Source organism: Providencia sp. R33 (assembly GCF_019343475.1).
Classification (GTDB): Bacteria; Pseudomonadota; Gammaproteobacteria; order Enterobacterales; family Enterobacteriaceae; genus Providencia.
The window spans coordinates 2,961,280-2,981,144 of the sequence record NZ_CP072453.1; the positions used below are offsets into that span (position 1 = coordinate 2,961,280).

Genomic DNA, 19,865 nt, shown 5'->3' on the forward strand with positions numbered 1-19,865 from the left:
ATTAAACCCTCATGATAAGAGAGTTAATTATGACGATGCAAACAATCGCTGTGAAATCATTTGGTTCCACAAAAACAACATCAAAAGTTTTGCTGATCTGCTGGATGAGTATTTTATTTGAAGGATACGATGTCGGCGTAATGGGAGCGGTACTACCACCCCTTGCCGAATACAAGCAATGGAGTTTATCACCACTCGAACTAGGGGCACTAAGTAGTTATGCATTAATCGGTATGTTTTTTGGTGCCTTTATTATTGGCACATTAAGCGAATTATACGGTAGGCGCCGCATGTTATTAGCCTGCGTAACGTTATTTTCAATCACTATGTTAGGTGCTGCATTTGCCCCAACGCCGTGGGTATTTGGTGTTATGCGTTTTATTGGTGGAATTGGTTTAGGTGGCGTTATTCCTGTTGCCGCCGCTTTAACCATTGAATATTCCCCTAGTGAAAAACGCTCATTTAATTATGGCATTATGTATTCTGGTTATTCGTTGGGGATTTTAAGTGCGGCGCTGGTCGCAATGTGGTTACTTGAACAATTCGGCTGGCGAAGCGTGATTGCTTTTGGTGCATTACCGTTATTACTTGTTTGGCCAATGGCGCGTATTCTTCCTGAATCACTCGAATATTTAACCCATAAGGGCTTACACTCTGAAGCCAAGACATTAGCTAAAAAACTGGATATTGATTACCAATCGATATCAGAACATGTGCAACATAAACCTCAAAGTATTAAAGAAATTGTTGCAGTTGTATTTGCTTGGCGCCACTTACGGGCGACAGTCTGTTTTTGGATAGCCTTATTCTGCGGCATGCTATTAGTCTATGGGTTAAATACTTGGTTGCCTTCTATTATGCGAAAAGAAGGGTATAACCTAGGTTCCAGTTTGACATTTTTAATTGTATTTAGCTTAGCTTCTGCACTGGGTGGATTATTCTTAGGAAAAATTGCAGATAGATATGGTGTTCGAAATTCTGTGGCCTTCTTCTTTTTGCTTGGAGCTATTGGTGTAGGCTGCTTGGTATTCAAACAAAATATTTATATGAATTATGTTCTTGTTGCCTTTGCTGGCGTTGGCAGTATTTCAGCGGCATTAATATTAACGGGCTATATTGCTAACTATTACCCATCCAATGCCCGTGCATCTGCAACAGGTTGGGCTCTGAGTTTTTCACGAATTGGTGCAATGACAGGCCCAATGTTTGGGGCTTATATTGCCAGCCTTGGTATTGCCACCAGCTGGAATTTTATTGCCTTTGCTGTCGTTGCTGTTATTGCTGCTACCGCTGTGATTTTATTACCGAAAAAACGCGCTAAATAATCAACAAAAAGGATAGGGAATAACCCTATCCTTTTATTTTAAATATCGCTTAGTGCATTGATTGGTAAGAAACTGAGGAGCCTTCCGTAATATCAATATCCTCTGAATACATGCTATCTAATTCAATAAAGGACTTATTGACACCATTAAATACAGTTTTATACATAGGTAGATCAGAACGATGTAAAAACTCATTTTTCTGTATATCCATCGTTAATAATTGCGTTGATCCCCTAACCGATTCTGTCACTGCCAGCCCTTGCTGGCCCACTTTTAAACTTGATAAATAGTTATAACCTGTTTCTGCCAGTAATTTAAAACCGCCATTAGTTTCATATTGCATTAAAGAAAATAATTTACGAGACGGTTCTTGAGCAATAACAAAAATGTCACCATTCAGATTTTGTGCTGCTTCATTGATACGCACAGGTAACCATTTACTGCTAACGACTTGTTTGCTCGGAATATCCATAATGACTTCCAGTGACCCCATTTGATGTCCATAGCTATACCACATGACGACTTTGTCCCTGTATGTGGCGAAAGCAAATTCCGAACGGCTCTCTATTTCTTCAGGATACAGTGACTTAGCGAGCTCACGAACATCCATAAAATGTTCCCATGTCATACCTTTATCTTGGCTGACAAAAATCTTTTCATTATTCGCCACAACATAAACGGGGTAATTTTTAGATTGATAAATTTTACCTGTTATCAACCCTGCAAATTGAACACCTGATTTATCTTCCCATGGTATGACTTTACTTGCGGATAATGTCGTTAGATCAATAGGTTGATACCCGTCTCTTAGATATAACAAACACTGTTTTCTCTCGCATACCGCATTATAGAAACTTTTGTCGCCACGAGTAATAAAACGGACGCCTTGATTATCTGCAAATAATACTTGGTAGTCATACACCCTAGAGGCATACGCATATGAGTTATACGATGAATAATAATTTGAGCTCTGGCTTTTTTGCGTAACAATTAAAATACCATTCTCTGTTTGAAAAGTACTTGCCCAATCATAATAGGCAACTGCAGAACCATTTTCTTGGTGATTTTCTATTTGCCAAGCAACCGCACCACCACGCACGAAAATAAAAAAAGTGGAGAATAGACTTATCACAAAAATCACGGTTAATAAGAGAAAGCGCTTACTCAAAAATGGATTCATGAGCGCACCTCAGTCACATAGTCTGTCTGGCCATGTTGGCGGCGTAGATGCTTCAAGACATACTGAGCATGATAATATGCGTTTCCACGTCGGGAAATTTGGTAATATATAGCAACGCTCAAACCGATTAAAACGCTAATTCCCAATAAAATAGTCACTGTAAAGCTAATATACATCCCCCCAGTGTCCAATATATTAACCCAATCCCAATAGTCCCAATAACCGCCTTTTTCTACTGTTTCTGAAATAGATAACCCACCAGCAATAAGGACAAATAAAATAGCAATAAAGCCAATAAAGCCCCATAAACCAAAGTAAAAACCGCGTTCTTGAGGTGCTCCTCTACCAATTAAACTGTAAGCAAGCCCATCTTGATGGTTATAGATACCAAATATTGCCTGTTCATTTGAGAGGTCTTGGATATTTTTATGGAAAACTTCGAGCTCATCTCCTTGAGCAATAAATAAGCTGTGATTATTAAATAGAGGCTCATTGGCTGACACTAAAACATCCATATGGCTTTTATTAATTTGTAAGCTGATAAGGTTTAGCGCTTGCTCTGTATCCCCCGCCTTAACAGTCAAACTTCGGCTATCTGTTATATTCACCTTACCACGAGTTACTGATAATGATGTTTTATCAATGCTAATATCTTCAGCCTTGCGTACATTATTCGCCTTAGATTTTGGATTTTTAATGCCTTCAATCTCAATTAATGGGTTTTGTTCGTTAGTTTTGAATCGCCCTTCGATAATAAGATCTAATGCTTTTAAAATTCGTTTTCGTTTAGGGCTAATAATGCACTTCGTTTGTGCGAGGGCCAGGCCAAATAAAACGATGCCGCAAAAAGCAGCGCAACCTAGAATTGCCACCAGCGCTATCATTAAAAAGCTATCTTCCGCAGCCATAAAGCAATAATACACTACGGGGATCAAGGCCATTAATACCAGCGAAATGATATATTGTTTACCCAAAGAGCGGGTAAAACTAACGTTTCTATCAGGTTCTAATCGCCCATGCTTCTCGTGATAAACCCATTCCAGCCAATAACTACCATCATTCAGTTCTTCTGCACAAATAACCAAAGAGTCGCCTTTTTGTAAGCGCTCTAAAAATATTTGGCTATTTTTGAAGTCATCTTGATTAAAGAAAAAAACTTTCCCAGAAGCTATCAGCCTTGCCATACCAATTAGGCTGACATTGAGATAATCACACTGAGTAAGATTGACATGGAAATACTGAACTCGCATGAATAATGCCTATTTCGCTAAGTAAATTTAACATTATGATAATAAATAAAGGCATATAGCCCTAGCGAAACTTACCTTACAATAAAATAATTCAGACAATGACGAACACCTTTATTCACCTATTTTCTGATGTTTTATACTCCGAAATACACGCTATATACTAGTAAAGCCAATAATTACTGATAAACTTGCAATCACCAAAAAGTCTATACATTAACTGTGGCAATAAAACCGTTTTACTGTGGCCTTCCTTTAACGACAATTTTGAATAAAAGCGATGACATCACAACCTGCTTATAAGCAAATTCAGTCTTACATTTTACGCAGCATTGATTTGGGTGTTTTTAAACCCGAAACACAAATTCCCACAGAGCTTGAGCTATGTGCGCAGTTTAATGTCAGTCGTATGACAGTAAACAAAGCTATTTCTGAATTGAGTCAAAAAGGAATTTTGAATCGCATTGCAGGGAAAGGCACTTTTGTCGCGACGCAAAAACACGAACTTCCTGTCACTAAAGCATTTGATATTTTTGATGAAATATCCCTTAGTGGCAACAAATACAGCGGGCACCAATTACAATTAAAAGTCATCCCCGCATCAGCAGAAATTGCCCTACAACTTGGGATTAGTGAGGGAAGTGAGGTGGGTTACTGTAAAGTGCTGCATTTTGAAAATGATATCCCACTTATGTTGGAAGAACGCTACGTTAACCATGCTATCGTTCCCGAATTTGTTAAACAAAAATATGGGGATACAGAAACACCCAGTGGCTATTTACAACGTCATTTTCCTGTAAGTGAAATGGAACATACCATCGAAGCTGCATTAGCCACCAAGTCAATCGCACAATCATTATCGATTAAAGAAAATTCACCTTGCCTGCAACTTAGACGTCGAACATGGACTGGAAATACGCTAATTAGCTACGTTAATATGGTCACCGCTGGCTCTCGATACAAATTAAAATTACATTCACGTATTGAGAATTAATGCAAAGATAAAAAAATGGGGCAAAATTGCCCCAAAGCGACTGATAAATATAAAAAGACATCAAGCACATCTACATCACAACAAATTTGTTTTTACATCCCCTGATAGATTGGCCCTTCTCCCCCTTGAGGTGCGGTCCAAGTAATATTTTGCAGCGGATCTTTAATGTCACAAGCCTTACAGTGCAGGCAATTTTGCGCATTAATCTGTAATTTCTCTTGGTGCTGCTCACCAATAATTTCATATACCCCAGCAGGGCAATAACGTGTTTCTGGTGCAGCGTATTTCGTTAAATTAATTTGAATTGGTACTGTTATATCTGCCAATTTAAGATGACAAGGTTGCTCTTCTTCATGGTTGGTATTCGATAAAAACACAGAAGAAGGCCGATCAAAGGTCAATTTCCCATCAGGCTTAGGGTAGATTATTGGCTTGAAGTTTTTAGCTTCTTTCAACCTTTCGTGATCCGCCTGTTTGATCTTTAATGTCCATGGGCTACGGCCTTTTAACAACAATTGCTCTGCACCAAATAACATTGAGCCCATCACTAACCCTTTTTTCATATAGGGTTTGAAGTTACGGGCCTGATAAAGTTCTTGATACAACCAGCTCTGTTCAAATTTCTGACGATATTTCAAAGTAAATTCAGTAAAATCAATCGATTGATTTTTAAAGCACGCGAAAAAAGCATCTGCAGCCAATGCCCCACTTTTCACCGCACAATGCGTTCCTTTAATCCTTGCACCATTGAGAAAACCAGCATCATCACCAATTAGCGCACCACCCGGAAAACTCAATTCAGGGAGTGCCGATAACCCCCCTGCAACCATGGTTCTTGCGCCGTAACTAAGCCTTTCTCCCCCAGATAAGAAGGTACTAAAAGCTGGATGGGTCTTTAAACGTTGAAACTCTTCAAACGGTGATAAATATGGGTTTTCATAATTCAAACCAACAACTAGACCTACCGCAACTAAATTCTCACCATAGTGATAGGCAAACCCGCCACCGTAAGTTTGGTTATCTAACGGCCAACCTACAGAGTGGATGACTAACCCTTCTTGATGTTGCTCTTTTGGAATTTGCCAAATTTCTTTGATCCCTAAACCATAGCTTTGTTTGCTACTATTTGAGTCTAAATCAAAGTGTTTTATCAGCTGCTTACCTAATTGACCACGACAGCCCTCGGCAAAAAAGGTCATTTTAGCCAACAGGTTCATACCGGGTTGGTACATCGCCGTTGGGTTACCCGATTTATCTAACCCCATATCACCCGTTGTTACGCCGATGACTTGGCCCGCATTATTAAAAAGCACCTGTGTTGCCGCAAAACCAGAGAAAACATCTACCCCCAAAGCCTCGGCTTCAACGGCCAAAGCTGCACTCACTTGCCCTAGACTACCAATTAAGTTTCCATTATTTTTTAAGCAATTAGGTAATAGTGGTAACGGTAATTGGCTTGAGCCATTTTCTTTTAACCATAAAAAACTATCCTGACTGACGGGAGTTAACGGCGTCGAAATTTTATCTTGCCAATCAGGGAGTAATTCATTTAATGCCCGCGGGTCTATCACTGCACCAGATAAAATATGAGCACCGATTTCCGCACCTTTATCTATCAAGCAGACAGATAGTTCCGTGCCTTGCTCAGCTGAAAGCTGCTTCAAACGAATAGCTGTTGATAGCCCCGCAGGCCCGCCACCGACAATCAGGACATCAAATTCCATCGATTCCCGCTCGGGAGCCTCGTTTATATTTTCAATACTGTCGATAGCCATATGCACCTCTTACGCAAGCGCCTTATCAAATTCAGGTAAGATCTCAAACAGATCGCCGACAATCCCGTAATCTGCCACTTGGAAGATCGGCGCTTCAGGATCGCTATTTATGGCAACGATCACCTTACTCTCTTTCATGCCTGCAATATGTTGAATTGCACCAGAAATCCCGACAGCAATGTATAAATCTGGTGCGACAATTTTCCCAGTTTGCCCCACCTGATAATCATTAGGAACATACCCTGCATCTACCGCCGCACGGGATGCACCAACTGCGGCACCCAGTTTGTCTGCAATGGTTTCTAACAACGCAAAATTTTCCCCTGAACTTAGCCCTCTGCCCCCTGAAATCACAACTTTTGCTGAGCTCAATTCAGCGCGGCTAACTTGTGTCAGTGACTGGCTTTTCAGTTGAGTTCGTTGAACCAGTTCATTTGGTATGATGTGTTCAATTTCTGCGTTATCTTGTGTCTCTAAAGCACCGCTAAATGCCGAACTGCGTACGGTGATGACCACTTGCTGCCCGTTATTTTGCACCGTTGCCAATGCATTTCCTGCATAAATAGGTCGAATAAAATTCTGTGCATCAATGACTTGTGTAATATCAGAAATTTGTGCGATACCTAGTTTTGCAGCAACGCGCGGGGCAATATTCTTACCAAAGGTCGTCGCAGGGAATAGCAAATGGCTGTAATTTTGCGCAACAGACACAATGGCGCTGGTCATGGGCTCAGCCAGTTGGTCTTTTAGAACATCAGATTGAATCGTTAATACTTTATTCGCACCTTTTAAGCTTGCCGCTTGTTTCACCACGTTTTCAGCGTTATCGCCCACAACCAGTAAATGCAGTTGCCCACCCGCAGAAAGAATATCCAGCGCAGCCGTAACACTATGAAAAGTTGATGATTTTATTGTTTGGTTATCATGCTCAACAATAACTAAAACTGATGATTGGCTCATTGTCATTCCCCTTGGTTAAATCACTTCTTTTGCTTGTAAGGTACTCACTAACGCCGCTGCATCATTGAGTAAAGTGCATTGCCCTACCCGTTTTTTCGGTTCAGACACCTTGATAGTTTTGGTTTGCCCCAAAGGAGAGAAGTTCATATCCGCAATATCGATAATATCTAAAGGTTTTTTCTTTGCTTTCATGATGTTCGGCAAAGTTGCATAACGGGGTTCGTTGAGACGTAAATCGGTTGTCACAACCGCAGGGAGCGCCATCTCCAGTGTTTCCAAACCACCATCAATCTCACGGGTGACTTGCAATGCGTTACCTTCGACAATAATTTGTGATGCAAACGTTGCTTGCCCACAATCTAATAATGCTGACAACATTTGCCCTGTTTGGTTACAGTCATCATCAATCGCTTGTTTGCCTAATAGAATTAAATCAGGTTGCTCATTTGCTACCACTTGCTGTAATAAACGCGCTATGTCGAGTGATTCTAAAACTAACTCAGTTGGACGCTGAATTAAAATGGCTCGGTCAGCACCAATCGCCATTGCACTACGTAAGGTTTCTTGATAACTGATATCACCAATGGAAACGGCAATAACTTCAGTCGCTTTACCCGCTTCTTTTAAGCGTACAGCCTCCTCAACCGCAATTTCATCAAAAGGGTTCATCGCCATTTTGACGTTAGTGAGCTCAACTCCCGAGCCATCGGCTTTTACGCGTACTTTAACGTTATGGTCAATCACTCGCTTCACTGCGACTAAAATTTTCATAGCAACTCCTATCCCAATTCTATTAACGATTGGCTTTTATTAAGGTGGTTTGAATCGTTTTTAGGTTGAGGGAAGCCTTAGCAGTGAAAGCTTCACTGCTATTGGCTAGCTCAATGTATTCTTTTATTAATTAAATCAAATAGTACATTTGGTTATTTAGTGGTTGGTAATATCAGCCTATCAGCAACAGACATTGGCCATTTTTTGATAGCGATATAATAAATAATACTGGTCGCGACTAAGCCCACTATCCATGAAACATCGACGCCACCAAGGTGTTCAACTAACGGGCCAGTGTAGAAACCTGTTGAAATAAATGGCAATTGGATCAATACGCCGATGATGTAAGTGAAGATACCCACTTTATTCCAGCGACCATAGCGACCATTTGGGTTTGCCAGTTCAGGGACATCGTAACGACCTTTGGTCACCCAATAGTAATCAACAAGATTGATTGCGCTCCATGGTGTGAAAAATGCCAGTAGAAACAGTAAGAAAGCGGAGAATAATTTTAAGAACGAATGTTGGCCAGCTAACCCTAATAAGGTTGAGAAACTCACCATTAAAATGATGAAGAACAGTCTCTGCCCTCTCGTAATGGTGTTTTTCCCTCTAAACCCACAAACAATTGCCGCCATCGACATAAAGCTACCATACGCATTTAACGCCGTGATGGTCACTTTCCCGAAGAAAATTGTGATATATAACAACGCAGCAATTAGGCCTGTGCTTCCCAATCCCACTATGTAGGAAACTTCGTTGCCTGCAAATTTATTCCCCGCTAAGGCCGCTGCAAACACCCCTAAAATCATTGACGCTTGAGTACCAATGACCGTCCCTGATCCCACCGCTAGAAAGGCTTTAATGGTTGGTGTTTTAGTTGGTAAATAACGAGAGTAGTCAGCAACATAAGGGCCAAAAGCAATTTGCCAAGATGCTGAGAGTGACATGGCTAATAAGAAATGTGTCCAATCAAAATGGCGATTTTCCATTAATACGGAGACATCATTCATGTAAAACAGACGGAAAAATAGATAAAAGAACGCAATAACACCCACAACGCTCGCGACCTTACCTAAAATGTGAATGATCCGATAACCACAGATAGTGATCCCGATAATTACCGCACCAAAAATTAAGATCCCGACCCAATCAGTCACATGGAGTAATTGCCCAACAGCTTGGCCTGCTAATACCGTTCCACTGGCTGAAAAGCCAACATACATCATACAAACCAATAAGATAGGAATAACTGCGCCATAAACACCAAACTGCACACGGCTTGAAATCATTTGCGGTAGTCCCAGTTTTGGCCCTTGCACCGCATGCAATGCCATCACTGCCCCACCTAATAACTGACCAATAAATAAGCCAATCAATGACCAAAATACATCGCCCCCTAGCACAACCGCGAGCGCCCCAGTAACGATAGCCGTAATTTGTAAGTTAGCACCAAACCAAAGTGTAAACTGGCTAGATAAGGTGCCATGGCGTTCAGATTCAGGAATGTAATCGATGGAACGCGCTTCGATAAGCGGGACATTGTCCTGCCGACCTTTTTGCCCTGTTGCGATGTCGTTTGAAACTGTCATGGTAAATCCTCTTTAAGCAGGCTGGCTTAAAGAATGAACCAATTAACTGTAATGAATTCGTAAAAACCGTGATGGTGAATACAGTGATTACACATTACATTGGGTGATGTTTTATCTGTTATCCACCCATAATTTATAATTGAAATACATTCTTAAACCTGATTGTTGTTGTGTTTTTAATTCCATGATCCTGTTGTCAGGTAGTGCTTCCTATGTTGCTTGACTCGCGAGTAGCCGCCTGTCCCGTCTACCCGCTTTTGGTAAAATAACGATTTCAATAAATTACACTGCATCCAGTACAGCACGCGAAATAATAATTTTTTGAACTTCTGACGTGCCTTCAAAGATACGCAAAATACGTGCATCACGAACATACCGCTCAAGGGGTAAATCACGAATATACCCATATCCCCCATGAAGTTGCAGTGCAGCATCAGTGACAAAACCAGCACACTCCGCTGCAAACAGTTTTGCTGTCGCAGATTGCAAACTAAAACGTTCACCTGAATCGCGCAGTTCCGCAGCACGCCAAGTCAACATACGAGCAGCTTCAAGCTGTGTATGCATATCTGCAAGACGCCATTGTGTTCCTTGGTAAGCCGCTAGTGGTTTTTTGCCAATTTGACGCTCTTTCACCCAGCCCAGCGTGCTTTCCATCGCCGCACGGGCAATACCCAGTGATGTTGCTGCGACTTCGACACGGCCTTTGTCTAAGACTTCCATTGCAGTATGGAAGCCTTTATTTTCTTCACCGAGTAAAGCAGATTCAGGTAGCCAGCAGTTCAGTGCTAACTCATAAATAGTACTGCCGCGTAACCCCATGGTTTTTTCTGGCTGAGAAAATGCCACACCTTCAGTGCCTTTTGGGATCATAAATGCACTAATGCCACGCGCCCCTGCCTCAACATCCGTTTTAGCATATAACACAATAAAATCAGCTTCTTTGGCGTTAGTAATATAGTGCTTATTCCCCCGAATACGCCAGCCACCATTTTCACGCGTCGCAACAGTGCGCATATCAGCGGGATTCGAACCCGCAGCGGGTTCCGTTAAACCGAAAGCACCCAATAACTCACCGGATGCAGCTTTCGGTAACCAATAGGCTTTTTGTTCTTCCGTTCCGCCAATCAAAATGGAATCAGTGGCTAAAAAGTGGGCAGTTAAGGAGGAGGATGTCGAGGCGCAAGCTGCCGCGACGGCTTCAACAATCATACTCATCGCAATACTACCAAGGCCAAAACCACCATATTGCTCAGGTAGGTTAATTCCCCATGCCCCCATTTCACCTAATGCAGCTAAGCTTTCTGCACAGAATGTTTCCGTTTCATCGTAACGTTGTGCGTTGGGCTGCAAAATATCGCGGCACACTTTTTCAATTGCATCCACAATGGCTTGTTCTGTTTCATTAATTTCAAAACTCATTGTACGGCCTCCCTATTTTTGCTTGTTATTTTTGCCGATTTATACAGTGCATTTGCTTCGCCCAAGACAGGGGCTCTTCGTGTTGAATGGGGTTTTTTGCCATTAAAAAAGACTGGCTGAGAAATCAATGGAGTACCACCATCATTTAGGTGTATGAGAACCTGCCGAACTTGAGCATGTTCACTTTGTGTCGCTTGTTGTAGGTTATGAATTGGCGAGGCTGGAACCCCAGCATTTAGTAACAAGTCACAAACTTCATCCACCGTTTTTTGCGCTGTCCAACCTTCAATTTCAGCCCTTAATTCCCCGTGATGACGTGTACGGCTTGGGTCATCTTGAAAACGTGAGTCTTGGCATAAATGCGTTTTACCCATACATTCACAAAAACGTTGAAACAGCTTTTCACTCGCAATAGCGATAACCACTAAACCATCTTTGGCTTGGTAAGTATCAAACGGTGTAGATACAGGGTGACGATTACCCACTAAGCTCGGTGCTTTATCATGTGCAAACAGGTTAGAAAGACCAGTTAATTGCATGCTAAGCAGGACATCCACCATCGCAACATCAATATATTGTGCCGCTTCGTTATGGCGCTCTCTGGCAAATAACGCGCTACTAATCGCCCAAGATGCAAACATCCCCGCGCACACATCACCAATAGATTCACCACTGCGCGTTGGGCCCGTTTCAGGGAAACCTGTCACGCTCATCAGCCCTGACATGGCTTGTGCCACAATGTCGTAAGCAGGGTAGCTCGCTAATGGGCTATCTTGGCCAAAACCAGAAATGCTTGCATAAATAAGTTTCGGGTTGTGCTGCTTTAAACTATCAAAATCAATACCAAGGCGTTTGGTAACGCCTGGGCGGAAGTTTTCAACCACCACATCACTTTCTTTGACCAACTGGAACAAAATATCGCGATCTTCTTCAGCTTTCAGATCCAGCTCAATGCTGCGCTTCCCTCTGTTGATCAAACCGTAATAAACACTTTCACCCTCAATAAAAGGCCCTAAATGGCGGCTATCATCCCCATGATCTGGCACTTCAATTTTGATCACTTCTGCACCGAGGTCAGCCATCATTCCCGTGCAATAAGGCCCTGCTAAAACACGGCTTAAATCAATCACTTTGATCCCAGCCAGTGGCCCTTGTCTTTTCTGAGTTGACGCAGCATTCATACTGAATTCCTTATTTTCCAGAAAGTTGCCGACCTAAGCCGGCAAACGACATTACTTCACCATTGGCAAATTCAAACCTTGCTCTTTCGCACAATTGATGGCGATGTCATACCCTGCATCCGCATGGCGCATTACACCTGTCGCAGGGTCATTGTGCAGAACACGCGCTAAGCGTTTATCCGCAGCATCAGTGCCATCACAAACAATCACAACACCCGAGTGTTGAGAGAAGCCCATGCCAACGCCGCCGCCGTGGTGCAAACTCACCCATGTCGCGCCACCTGCGGTATTTAATAGCGCATTCAGCAATGGCCAGTCGGAAACTGCATCAGAGCCGTCCTTCATGGATTCTGTTTCACGGTGTGGGCTGGCTACAGAGCCTGAATCTAAGTGGTCACGGCCAATCACGATAGGGCCTTTTAGTTCGCCACTTTTCACCATCTCATTGAAAGCACGCCCTAATCTTTCGCGGTCTTTTAAACCTACCCAACAAATACGCGCAGGTAGGCCTTGGAATGCAATTCGCTCACGCGCCATATCGAGCCAGTTATGTAAGTGCTTATCGTCAGGCAGTAATTCTTTGACCTTTTGGTCTGTTTTGTAGATATCTTCAGGATCACCAGACAAGGCTACCCAACGGAATGGGCCGATACCTTCACAAAATAGAGGGCGGATATAAGCAGGAACAAAGCCTGGGAAATCAAAGGCATTTGCCACTCCTTCATCTTTTGCCATTTGGCGAATGTTATTACCGTAATCAAATGCTGCTGATCCACGTTTTTGCATGGTTAACATCGCATCCACTTGCACGGCCATGCTTTTTTTCGCAGCGCTGGTCACTTCAGCTGGTGCAGTCTCTTGTTTTTCACGCCATTGGCTTAATGTCCAACCTTGTGGTAAATAGCCGTGTACAGGGTCGTGAGCGCTGGTTTGGTCGGTGACTGAGTCAGGTGTGATATTGCGTTTCACTAACTCGCTATATACATCCGCTGCATTGCCTAATAGACCGACAGAAACAGGCTTGCCTGAAACTTTGGCTTCTTCAATGTATTGCAGCGCTTCATCAAGGGAAGTCGCTTTTTTATCGACATAGCGTGTTCTTAAGCGGAAATCGATACGGCTTTCATCGCACTCAACAGCAATCATGCTAAACCCAGCCATTGTCGCTGCTAATGGCTGCGCGCCGCCCATCCCGCCTAAACCACCAGTTAAGATCCAACGCCCAGCGGCCTTGCCATTAAAATGTTGTTTTGCCAGTGAAACGAAAGTTTCGTAGGTACCTTGGACGATCCCTTGGGAACCAATGTAAATCCACGATCCCGCCGTCATTTGGCCGTACATCATCAAGCCTTTGCGATCTAGCTCATTGAAGTGATCCCAATTTGCCCAGTGTGGCACGATATTGGAGTTAGCAATTAAAACACGGGGTGCATCAGCATGGGTTGGGAATACACCAACTGGTTTACCTGACTGAACTAACAGCGTTTGGTCGTCTTCCAGTGTTTTCAGCACCTCTAAAATTTTGTCGTAACATTCCCAATCACGGGCTGCACGACCGATACCACCGTACACCACAAGGCTTTGCGGGTGTTCAGCCACTTCAGGATCGAGGTTGTTTTGGAGCATGCGGTAAACGGCTTCAGTCAGCCAACTTTTGCAGGTTTTTTCGCTGCCACGAGGTGCACGGATCACACGTGTTGAGTCAGTACGGTTTAACATGGTTGTATCCCCTATCATCCATTTTTTAATTAACGCTAAATTAACAACTTTTGGTGATAATAATCTGTGAGGTACTTTGTTAGTGACTGCACACTTTTATTTTAAGTCGATTAATCAATTGAAAATCAATTAATTAATGATTCACCAACTTGCTCAAAGCTATTTATTCACTGAAGCCATTTCTCTTGCTTTTAAATATATATACATTTACTTCACAAAGTATATACATTTAATTTTGAAATTTTATACGAAGAGTGGAGGTCAGAAGGAAGGGGGAGTTATACAACAATAAGTAGCTCTCTGTTTCTAGAGGAAAAGTTGTATATACATTTAATTTTATGTATAGAAACAAGCAAATAATGGATTTGCGAGTCGCTTCACAGAACCTTGCAACAATGTATAGAGGCCAAATTTACACCGCCGCCTAAATTGCAGTACATAAAAACAAAAACGGGCTACCTGCATCAACAGATAACCCGAGTAACTAAACATAACATTGAATAGATTAGCCAGTTTCTAACTTACTGTAATTTACTAACTTACCGTAATTTTCTAAATCATTCGCGTTGTGGCTAGGCGGCAAAATGAGGATAGCTTGGGGAGCATACATAAGTATGTGACCCAAATTAGCCGAATGAAGCCAACACCGCCACAGCGCGAAAGATGACGAAAATTTTAGCCACCGAGATAAGCGCTGCGCACTGCCTCATTCGCTAGCAACGCTTTCCCGCTGTCTTCCAGCACTATATGCCCATTTTCCAGCACGTATCCTCTATCCGCTAATTTAAGCGCTTGGTTGGCATTTTGCTCCACGAGGAAAATGGTCATTCCCTCTTCACGCAATTGCTGAATAGTATCAAATATTTGCATGATAATGATTGGTGCTAACCCCAATGAAGGCTCATCCAGTAGTAGCAGTGCAGGCTGGCTCATCAATGCTCGGCCAATTGCTAGCATTTGTTGCTCACCACCTGACATCGTCCCTGAGCGCTGAGTGCGGCGTTCATAAAGCCTTGGGAATAGCTTATACACCCGCTCAATACGTTCTAGATATTGCTGTCGCGTGGCAAAAAAACCGCCCATGGCGAGGTTTTCTTCCACGGTCATGCGGGAGAAAACGCGGCGCCCTTCTGGTACAAGCGCAATATCTTCACGCATAATTTTTGAGGTCGGTAGCTGAGTGATATCCACATCGCGGTACAATACTTGCCCCTCAGAAGCTCTTGGGTCGCCGCAAAGCGTACTTAAAAGCGTAGTTTTGCCTGCCCCATTTGCCCCAATCAGAGTGACAATCTCACCTTTTTGGATATTTAAGCTAATTTCATGTAATGCTTGAATTTTTCCATAATGAGCAGAAACTTTTTTAAACTCTAACATCAGTAAGCTTCCCCCAAATAGGCTTTAATTACATCAGGATGTTGGCGTATTTCACTTGGCGTGCCGTTCGCCAATGGCGTGCCCTGATTGACGACATAAATACGGTCTGAAATCCCCATCACCAACTTCATATCATGTTCAATTAGTAAGATTGAAACATTATGATGAGTACGTAATTCGGCAATTAAATCATCCAAATCATTGGTTTCTTTTGGGTTAAGCCCTGCTGCTGGTTCATCTAACATCAAAATTTCAGGGCGTGTCACCATACAGCGCGCAATTTCTAATCGCCGTTGCTGCCCGTAGGCTAAGTTACCTGCTTGCCGATTGGCAAATGCCAGTAAGTCCACGCGTTCTAACCACTTAACCGCATTATCTAACGCTTCAGACTCTGCGCGGCGAAACGCTGGCGTCTTCAATAGACCTGAAAAAATACCATTTTTTAAATGTTGATGCTGCGCGACCAACAAGTTTTCAATAACGGTCATTTCCTTAAATAACCGCACATGTTGGAATGTTCGGATCACGCCGAGACGCGCAATATCTTGACCAGTTAAGCCTTCAAGGTGCTTTTCACGATATAAAATCGTCCCGCTAGTGGGTTTATAAAAACCAGTTAAGCAGTTAAAAATCGTTGTTTTTCCTGCACCATTTGGCCCAATCAGAGAAACAATTTCCCCTTGGTTAATGGTGAGCTCGACATTGTTCACCGCAAGTAAACCACCAAAACGCATGGTTAAGCCGCTAACCTGTAATAAAGGTATCGTTAATTGGCTCATACCCCCTCCCCTTCAGGTATTTTTTTCACCTGAACTTGACGGCGTTTCATTGGTAGCAAGCCTTGTGGCCGCCAAATCATCATTAACACCATCAATGCACCGAGCAGTAACATGCTGTATTGGTTAAGGTCACGCATCATTTCCCTTGATACAACTAAGATAATTGCCGCTAAGATAACGGAGGTTTGTGAGCCCATTCCCCCAAGTACCACTATGGCTAAAACAAATGCTGACTCAACAAATGTAAATGATTCAGGGCTGATAAACCCTTGTCTTGCAGCAAATAATGTTCCTGCAAACCCCGCAAACGCAGCACTGATCGTGAATGCAGTGAGTTTGATGCGCGTTGGGCTTAAACCAAGCGATCGACATGCAATTTCATCTTCACGCAACGCTTCCCAAGCACGGCCTAGTGGCATCCGCAATAATCGATTGATCACAAATAGGGTTAAAACCACCAGCAACAAGGCGACAAAATAAAGGAAGATGATCCGATCGCCAGGGTTGTAATCTAAACCAAAGAAATTATGGAAAGTATCCCAACCTTCTTTTGCTGTTCGGCTAAATTCGAGGCCGAAAAATGTCGGTTTTGGCAGTTGGCTGATCCCATTCGGGCCACCTGTAATTTCCGTATTATTCAGTAATAAAATACGAACAATTTCCCCAAAACCTAGCGTCACAATGGCTAGGTAGTCCCCCCTTAACCTTAGAACAGGGAACCCGAGTAAAAAGCCTGCCAACGCGGCTGTTAGCCCTGCAATCGGTAAGCTTTCCCAGAAACCAAAGCCATAATAATGGTTTAGCAGACCAAAGGTATACGCACCAATAGCATAAAAGCCTGCATAGCCTAAAACCAATAAGCCCGATAAACCCACAACTACGTTTAACCCCAGCCCTAACATCACATAGATGAGAGTTAAGGTAGCAATATCAACGCTTCCACGTGAAACAATAAATGGCCAAATAATGGCAGCGATAATGATGAGAACAGCAAGGATTTTTTGCTTGGTTGTTGAGCCATCAAAATCAGGGATCGACCACGCTTTTTTCGGCATACCTTGCCAAACTTTACTTAATGTTGGGCGAACCAGTTGATAAACAAAAATGATCGCAATCCCCGCGATGATCCAGTTCCAACGAACAGAATCACCGACCGTGACCACCAGCTTAGTACCATCCAGAGCAAGTTGTAAGCCCATCATAAATAAGGCTAAAACAAAGAAGGTTGCCGATGCCACAATGGCATTGATCCAATTTTCTTTTCTCATACTTTTTCGACCTCCGGGCGTCCCAGAATGCCGGTTGGCATGATTAACAGCACACCAATTAATAAACCAAATGACACAACGTCTTTGTATTCAGTACTAAAATAAGCAGAAGTCATCGCTTCTGCCACGCCGAGGATCAAGCCGCCTAACATGGCACCCGGAATACTGCCAATCCCCCCTAACACCGCGGCAGTAAAGGCTTTCATACCTGCCATAAAACCGATATAAGGGTTGATCACACCATAAAATTGCCCCAATAATACCCCTGCAACGGCAGCCATTGCAGCACCGATCACAAAGGTTAAGGAGATAACGCGATCCGTATTGATCCCCAATAAACTGGCCATTTTGAGGTCTTCGGCACAGGCACGGCAAGCCCGACCCATTTTCGAATAGCGAATAAACAAAGTTAATGCCAACATCGCAAGCAGCGTGACCACCCAAATAGTGAGCTGCATTTTCGTTACTGTTGCTTCAAAACCATCGCTTTCCCCTAATACCCACTGACCCGTAATTAAGCTAGGTAATGCAAGGTCACGAGAGCCTTGGGACAGGCTGACATAGTTTTGTAAGAAGATGGACATTCCAATCGCAGAAATTAATGCAATCAAACGTTTAGAATGGCGTACAGGCCGGTAAGCAACGCGCTCAATACTCCAACCATACGCACTGGAAACGATAATCGCAGCGATAAACGCAGCGGCGACAAGGATCCAACCAACATCGATCCCCAACATCATCAAACCTGCGATCACGATAAAAGAGACGTAGCTCCCTATCATATACACTTCACCATGGGCGAAGTTAATCATCCCGATGATGCCATATACCATCGTATAACCAATAGCGATTAGCGCATAGGTGCTGCCAAGGGTTAATCCATTAAGAAATTGCTGAATAAAATAAAGAATTTGATCTGACATAAGACTTTCCTTTCGAACTGCTTGTCCTGATAGAGAACAGAAGCCGGAAGCGAGTCGACTCACTTCCGGTTATTGTTCACTACGTTGGAACACTACTGGTACTATTTTATAGGGGTGGAAGTCCCATCTTTGTGCCATTCAAACACACCAAATTCGAAACCTTTTAGGTCACCATTTGGCTGCCAGCTCAGAGTGCCCATTACAGTATCAACAGGATTAGCTTTCAGATCTTTGACTAAATCTTCAGGTTCAATGCTCCCCGTGCGCTCCATTGCTGTGGTTAAACCTTGGATTGCGGCATAAGTTGTCCACACAAACGGGCCCGTAGGGTCTTCTTTTTTCGCTTTGATAGCATCCACAATCGGCTGGTTAGTCGCGACTTGGTCATAACGTTTTGGCAACGTCACTAACATCCCTTCAGATGCATCACCAGCAATGTTAGAAAGTGAAGAGTTACCTACACCTTCAGGCCCCATAAAGCGAATATTCAGCCCTGCTTGTTTTGCTTGGCGTAAAATTTGCCCCATTTCTGGGTAGTAACCGCCAAAGTAAACAAAGTCCACGTTCTCTTTTTTCAGTTTCGCGACTAAGGCAGAGAAATCTTTATCGCCAGCCGTGACGCCTTCAAACATCACTTCTTTCGCACCAGCTTTATTGAGGCTTTCACGAACTGAACGTGCTAAACCTTCACCATATTGTTGTTTATCGTGAACAACAGCGATGCGTGATGGCTTAATTTCTTCAAGAATATATTTTGCCGCTGTAGGGCCTTGGTCAGAGTCCAAACCCGTTGTACGCAACACCATTTGGTAACCACGCGTTGTTAAATCTGCATTGGTTGCCGCTGGCGTGATCATGATAATGCCTTCATCTTCATAGATATCCGATGCAGGCTGTGTGGAAGAAGAGCATAAATGACCAATAACATGACGAATTCCGTCATTGATGACTTTGTTTGCCACTGCAACTGCTTGTTTCGGGTCACATGCATCATCATATTCAACCGCAACTAACGTGTTGCCATTGATCCCACCCTTTGCATTGATATCTGCAATCGCTTGGCGAGCCCCCGTAAACTCCATATCACCGTATTGTGCAACAGGGCCTGACATCGCGCCCACAACCGCTATTTTGATTTCCTTCGCCCATCCCGCTGAGCTGAATGCCATTGCGATACAGCCCGCTAATAATGCTTTATTCATATTCTTCATTTTATCGTCCCCGTCTTCATGGTTCTGAGTGTTTGTGTTTGATTTATAATCGTTTATTATGGTTGACAGGTACAATGCCTGAGATTTCAAAATACAGCGAATAAGGCTATATATTTCAGGGTATTAAACAAGATAATTATG

16 protein-coding genes are annotated in these 19,865 nt (G+C 43.0%); 2 read left to right on the forward strand and 14 right to left on the reverse strand.

Going from position 1 to position 19,865, the window contains the following annotated elements; translation table 11 throughout:
- Positions 1-29: 29 nt before the first annotated feature.
- Entirely contained in the window at positions 30-1,325 is a 1,296-nt protein-coding gene (locus J6836_RS13915; protein WP_219244604.1) for an MFS transporter, read from the forward strand.
- A 49-nt stretch (positions 1,326-1,374) separates the two neighbouring features.
- On the opposite strand, the gene J6836_RS13920 is transcribed toward J6836_RS13915, so the two are convergent.
- Positions 1,375-2,505, reverse strand: a complete 1,131-nt coding sequence (locus J6836_RS13920; protein ID WP_219244605.1) for a hypothetical protein — start codon at positions 2,503-2,505, stop codon at positions 1,375-1,377.
- On the reverse strand, positions 2,502-3,755 hold the full coding sequence (locus J6836_RS13925; protein WP_219244606.1) for a hypothetical protein: 1,254 nt from the start codon (positions 3,753-3,755) through the stop codon (positions 2,502-2,504). The genes J6836_RS13920 and J6836_RS13925 overlap by 4 nt, the downstream gene beginning before the upstream one ends.
- Before the next feature lie 277 nt (positions 3,756-4,032).
- Here J6836_RS13925 and J6836_RS13930 point away from each other — a divergent pair, with 277 nt between their 5' ends.
- The gene (locus tag J6836_RS13930; RefSeq protein ID WP_219244607.1) at positions 4,033-4,746 is read left to right on the forward strand and encodes a UTRA domain-containing protein; all 714 of its coding nucleotides are present in this window, start codon (positions 4,033-4,035) and stop codon (positions 4,744-4,746) included.
- 92 nt (positions 4,747-4,838) lie between these two features.
- Here the strand turns inward: J6836_RS13930 and J6836_RS13935 are convergent, their stop codons facing one another.
- The 12 genes from J6836_RS13935 to J6836_RS13990 all read right to left on the reverse strand — a co-directional run bounded on the left by J6836_RS13935 (position 4,839) and on the right by J6836_RS13990 (position 19,724).
- On the reverse strand, positions 4,839-6,521 hold the full coding sequence (locus tag J6836_RS13935; RefSeq protein ID WP_219244608.1) for an electron transfer flavoprotein-ubiquinone oxidoreductase: 1,683 nt from the start codon (positions 6,519-6,521) through the stop codon (positions 4,839-4,841).
- A gap of 9 nt (positions 6,522-6,530) precedes the next feature.
- Positions 6,531-7,481, reverse strand: coding sequence for an electron transfer flavoprotein subunit alpha/FixB family protein (locus J6836_RS13940; RefSeq protein WP_219244609.1), 951 nt, complete (start codon positions 7,479-7,481; stop codon positions 6,531-6,533).
- A 15-nt stretch (positions 7,482-7,496) separates the two neighbouring features.
- Entirely contained in the window at positions 7,497-8,252 is a 756-nt protein-coding gene (locus J6836_RS13945; protein WP_219244610.1) for an electron transfer flavoprotein subunit beta/FixA family protein, read from the reverse strand.
- Positions 8,253-8,404: 152 nt separating this feature from the next.
- Entirely contained in the window at positions 8,405-9,844 is a 1,440-nt protein-coding gene (locus J6836_RS13950; RefSeq protein ID WP_219244611.1) for a purine-cytosine permease family protein, read from the reverse strand.
- A gap of 282 nt (positions 9,845-10,126) precedes the next feature.
- Positions 10,127-11,266, reverse strand: a complete 1,140-nt coding sequence (locus J6836_RS13955) for an acyl-CoA dehydrogenase family protein (protein WP_219244612.1) — start codon at positions 11,264-11,266, stop codon at positions 10,127-10,129.
- A complete protein-coding gene (locus tag J6836_RS13960) occupies positions 11,263-12,447 on the reverse strand; it encodes a CaiB/BaiF CoA transferase family protein (RefSeq protein ID WP_219244613.1) in 1,185 nt (394 codons plus the stop codon). The genes J6836_RS13955 and J6836_RS13960 overlap by 4 nt, the downstream gene beginning before the upstream one ends.
- A 51-nt stretch (positions 12,448-12,498) precedes the next feature.
- Positions 12,499-14,166, reverse strand: a complete 1,668-nt coding sequence (gene hutU / locus J6836_RS13965; protein WP_219244614.1) for a urocanate hydratase — start codon at positions 14,164-14,166, stop codon at positions 12,499-12,501.
- A gap of 675 nt (positions 14,167-14,841) precedes the next feature.
- Positions 14,842-15,543, reverse strand: coding sequence for a high-affinity branched-chain amino acid ABC transporter ATP-binding protein LivF (gene livF, locus J6836_RS13970; protein WP_219244615.1), 702 nt, complete (start codon positions 15,541-15,543; stop codon positions 14,842-14,844).
- On the reverse strand, positions 15,543-16,322 hold the full coding sequence (gene livG, locus J6836_RS13975) for a high-affinity branched-chain amino acid ABC transporter ATP-binding protein LivG (RefSeq protein ID WP_219244616.1): 780 nt from the start codon (positions 16,320-16,322) through the stop codon (positions 15,543-15,545). The genes livF and livG overlap by 1 nt, the downstream gene beginning before the upstream one ends.
- Positions 16,319-17,590: a high-affinity branched-chain amino acid ABC transporter permease LivM gene (locus J6836_RS13980; protein WP_219244617.1), complete on the reverse strand. Its 1,272-nt coding sequence runs from the start codon at positions 17,588-17,590 to the stop codon at positions 16,319-16,321. Before J6836_RS13980 ends, livG begins: the two co-directional genes overlap by 4 nt.
- Positions 17,587-18,513: a high-affinity branched-chain amino acid ABC transporter permease LivH gene (gene livH / locus J6836_RS13985; RefSeq protein ID WP_219244618.1), complete on the reverse strand. Its 927-nt coding sequence runs from the start codon at positions 18,511-18,513 to the stop codon at positions 17,587-17,589. Before livH ends, J6836_RS13980 begins: the two co-directional genes overlap by 4 nt.
- A gap of 101 nt (positions 18,514-18,614) precedes the next feature.
- Entirely contained in the window at positions 18,615-19,724 is a 1,110-nt protein-coding gene (locus tag J6836_RS13990; RefSeq protein WP_219244619.1) for a branched-chain amino acid ABC transporter substrate-binding protein, read from the reverse strand.
- Between the last annotated feature and the right edge of the window lie 141 nt (positions 19,725-19,865).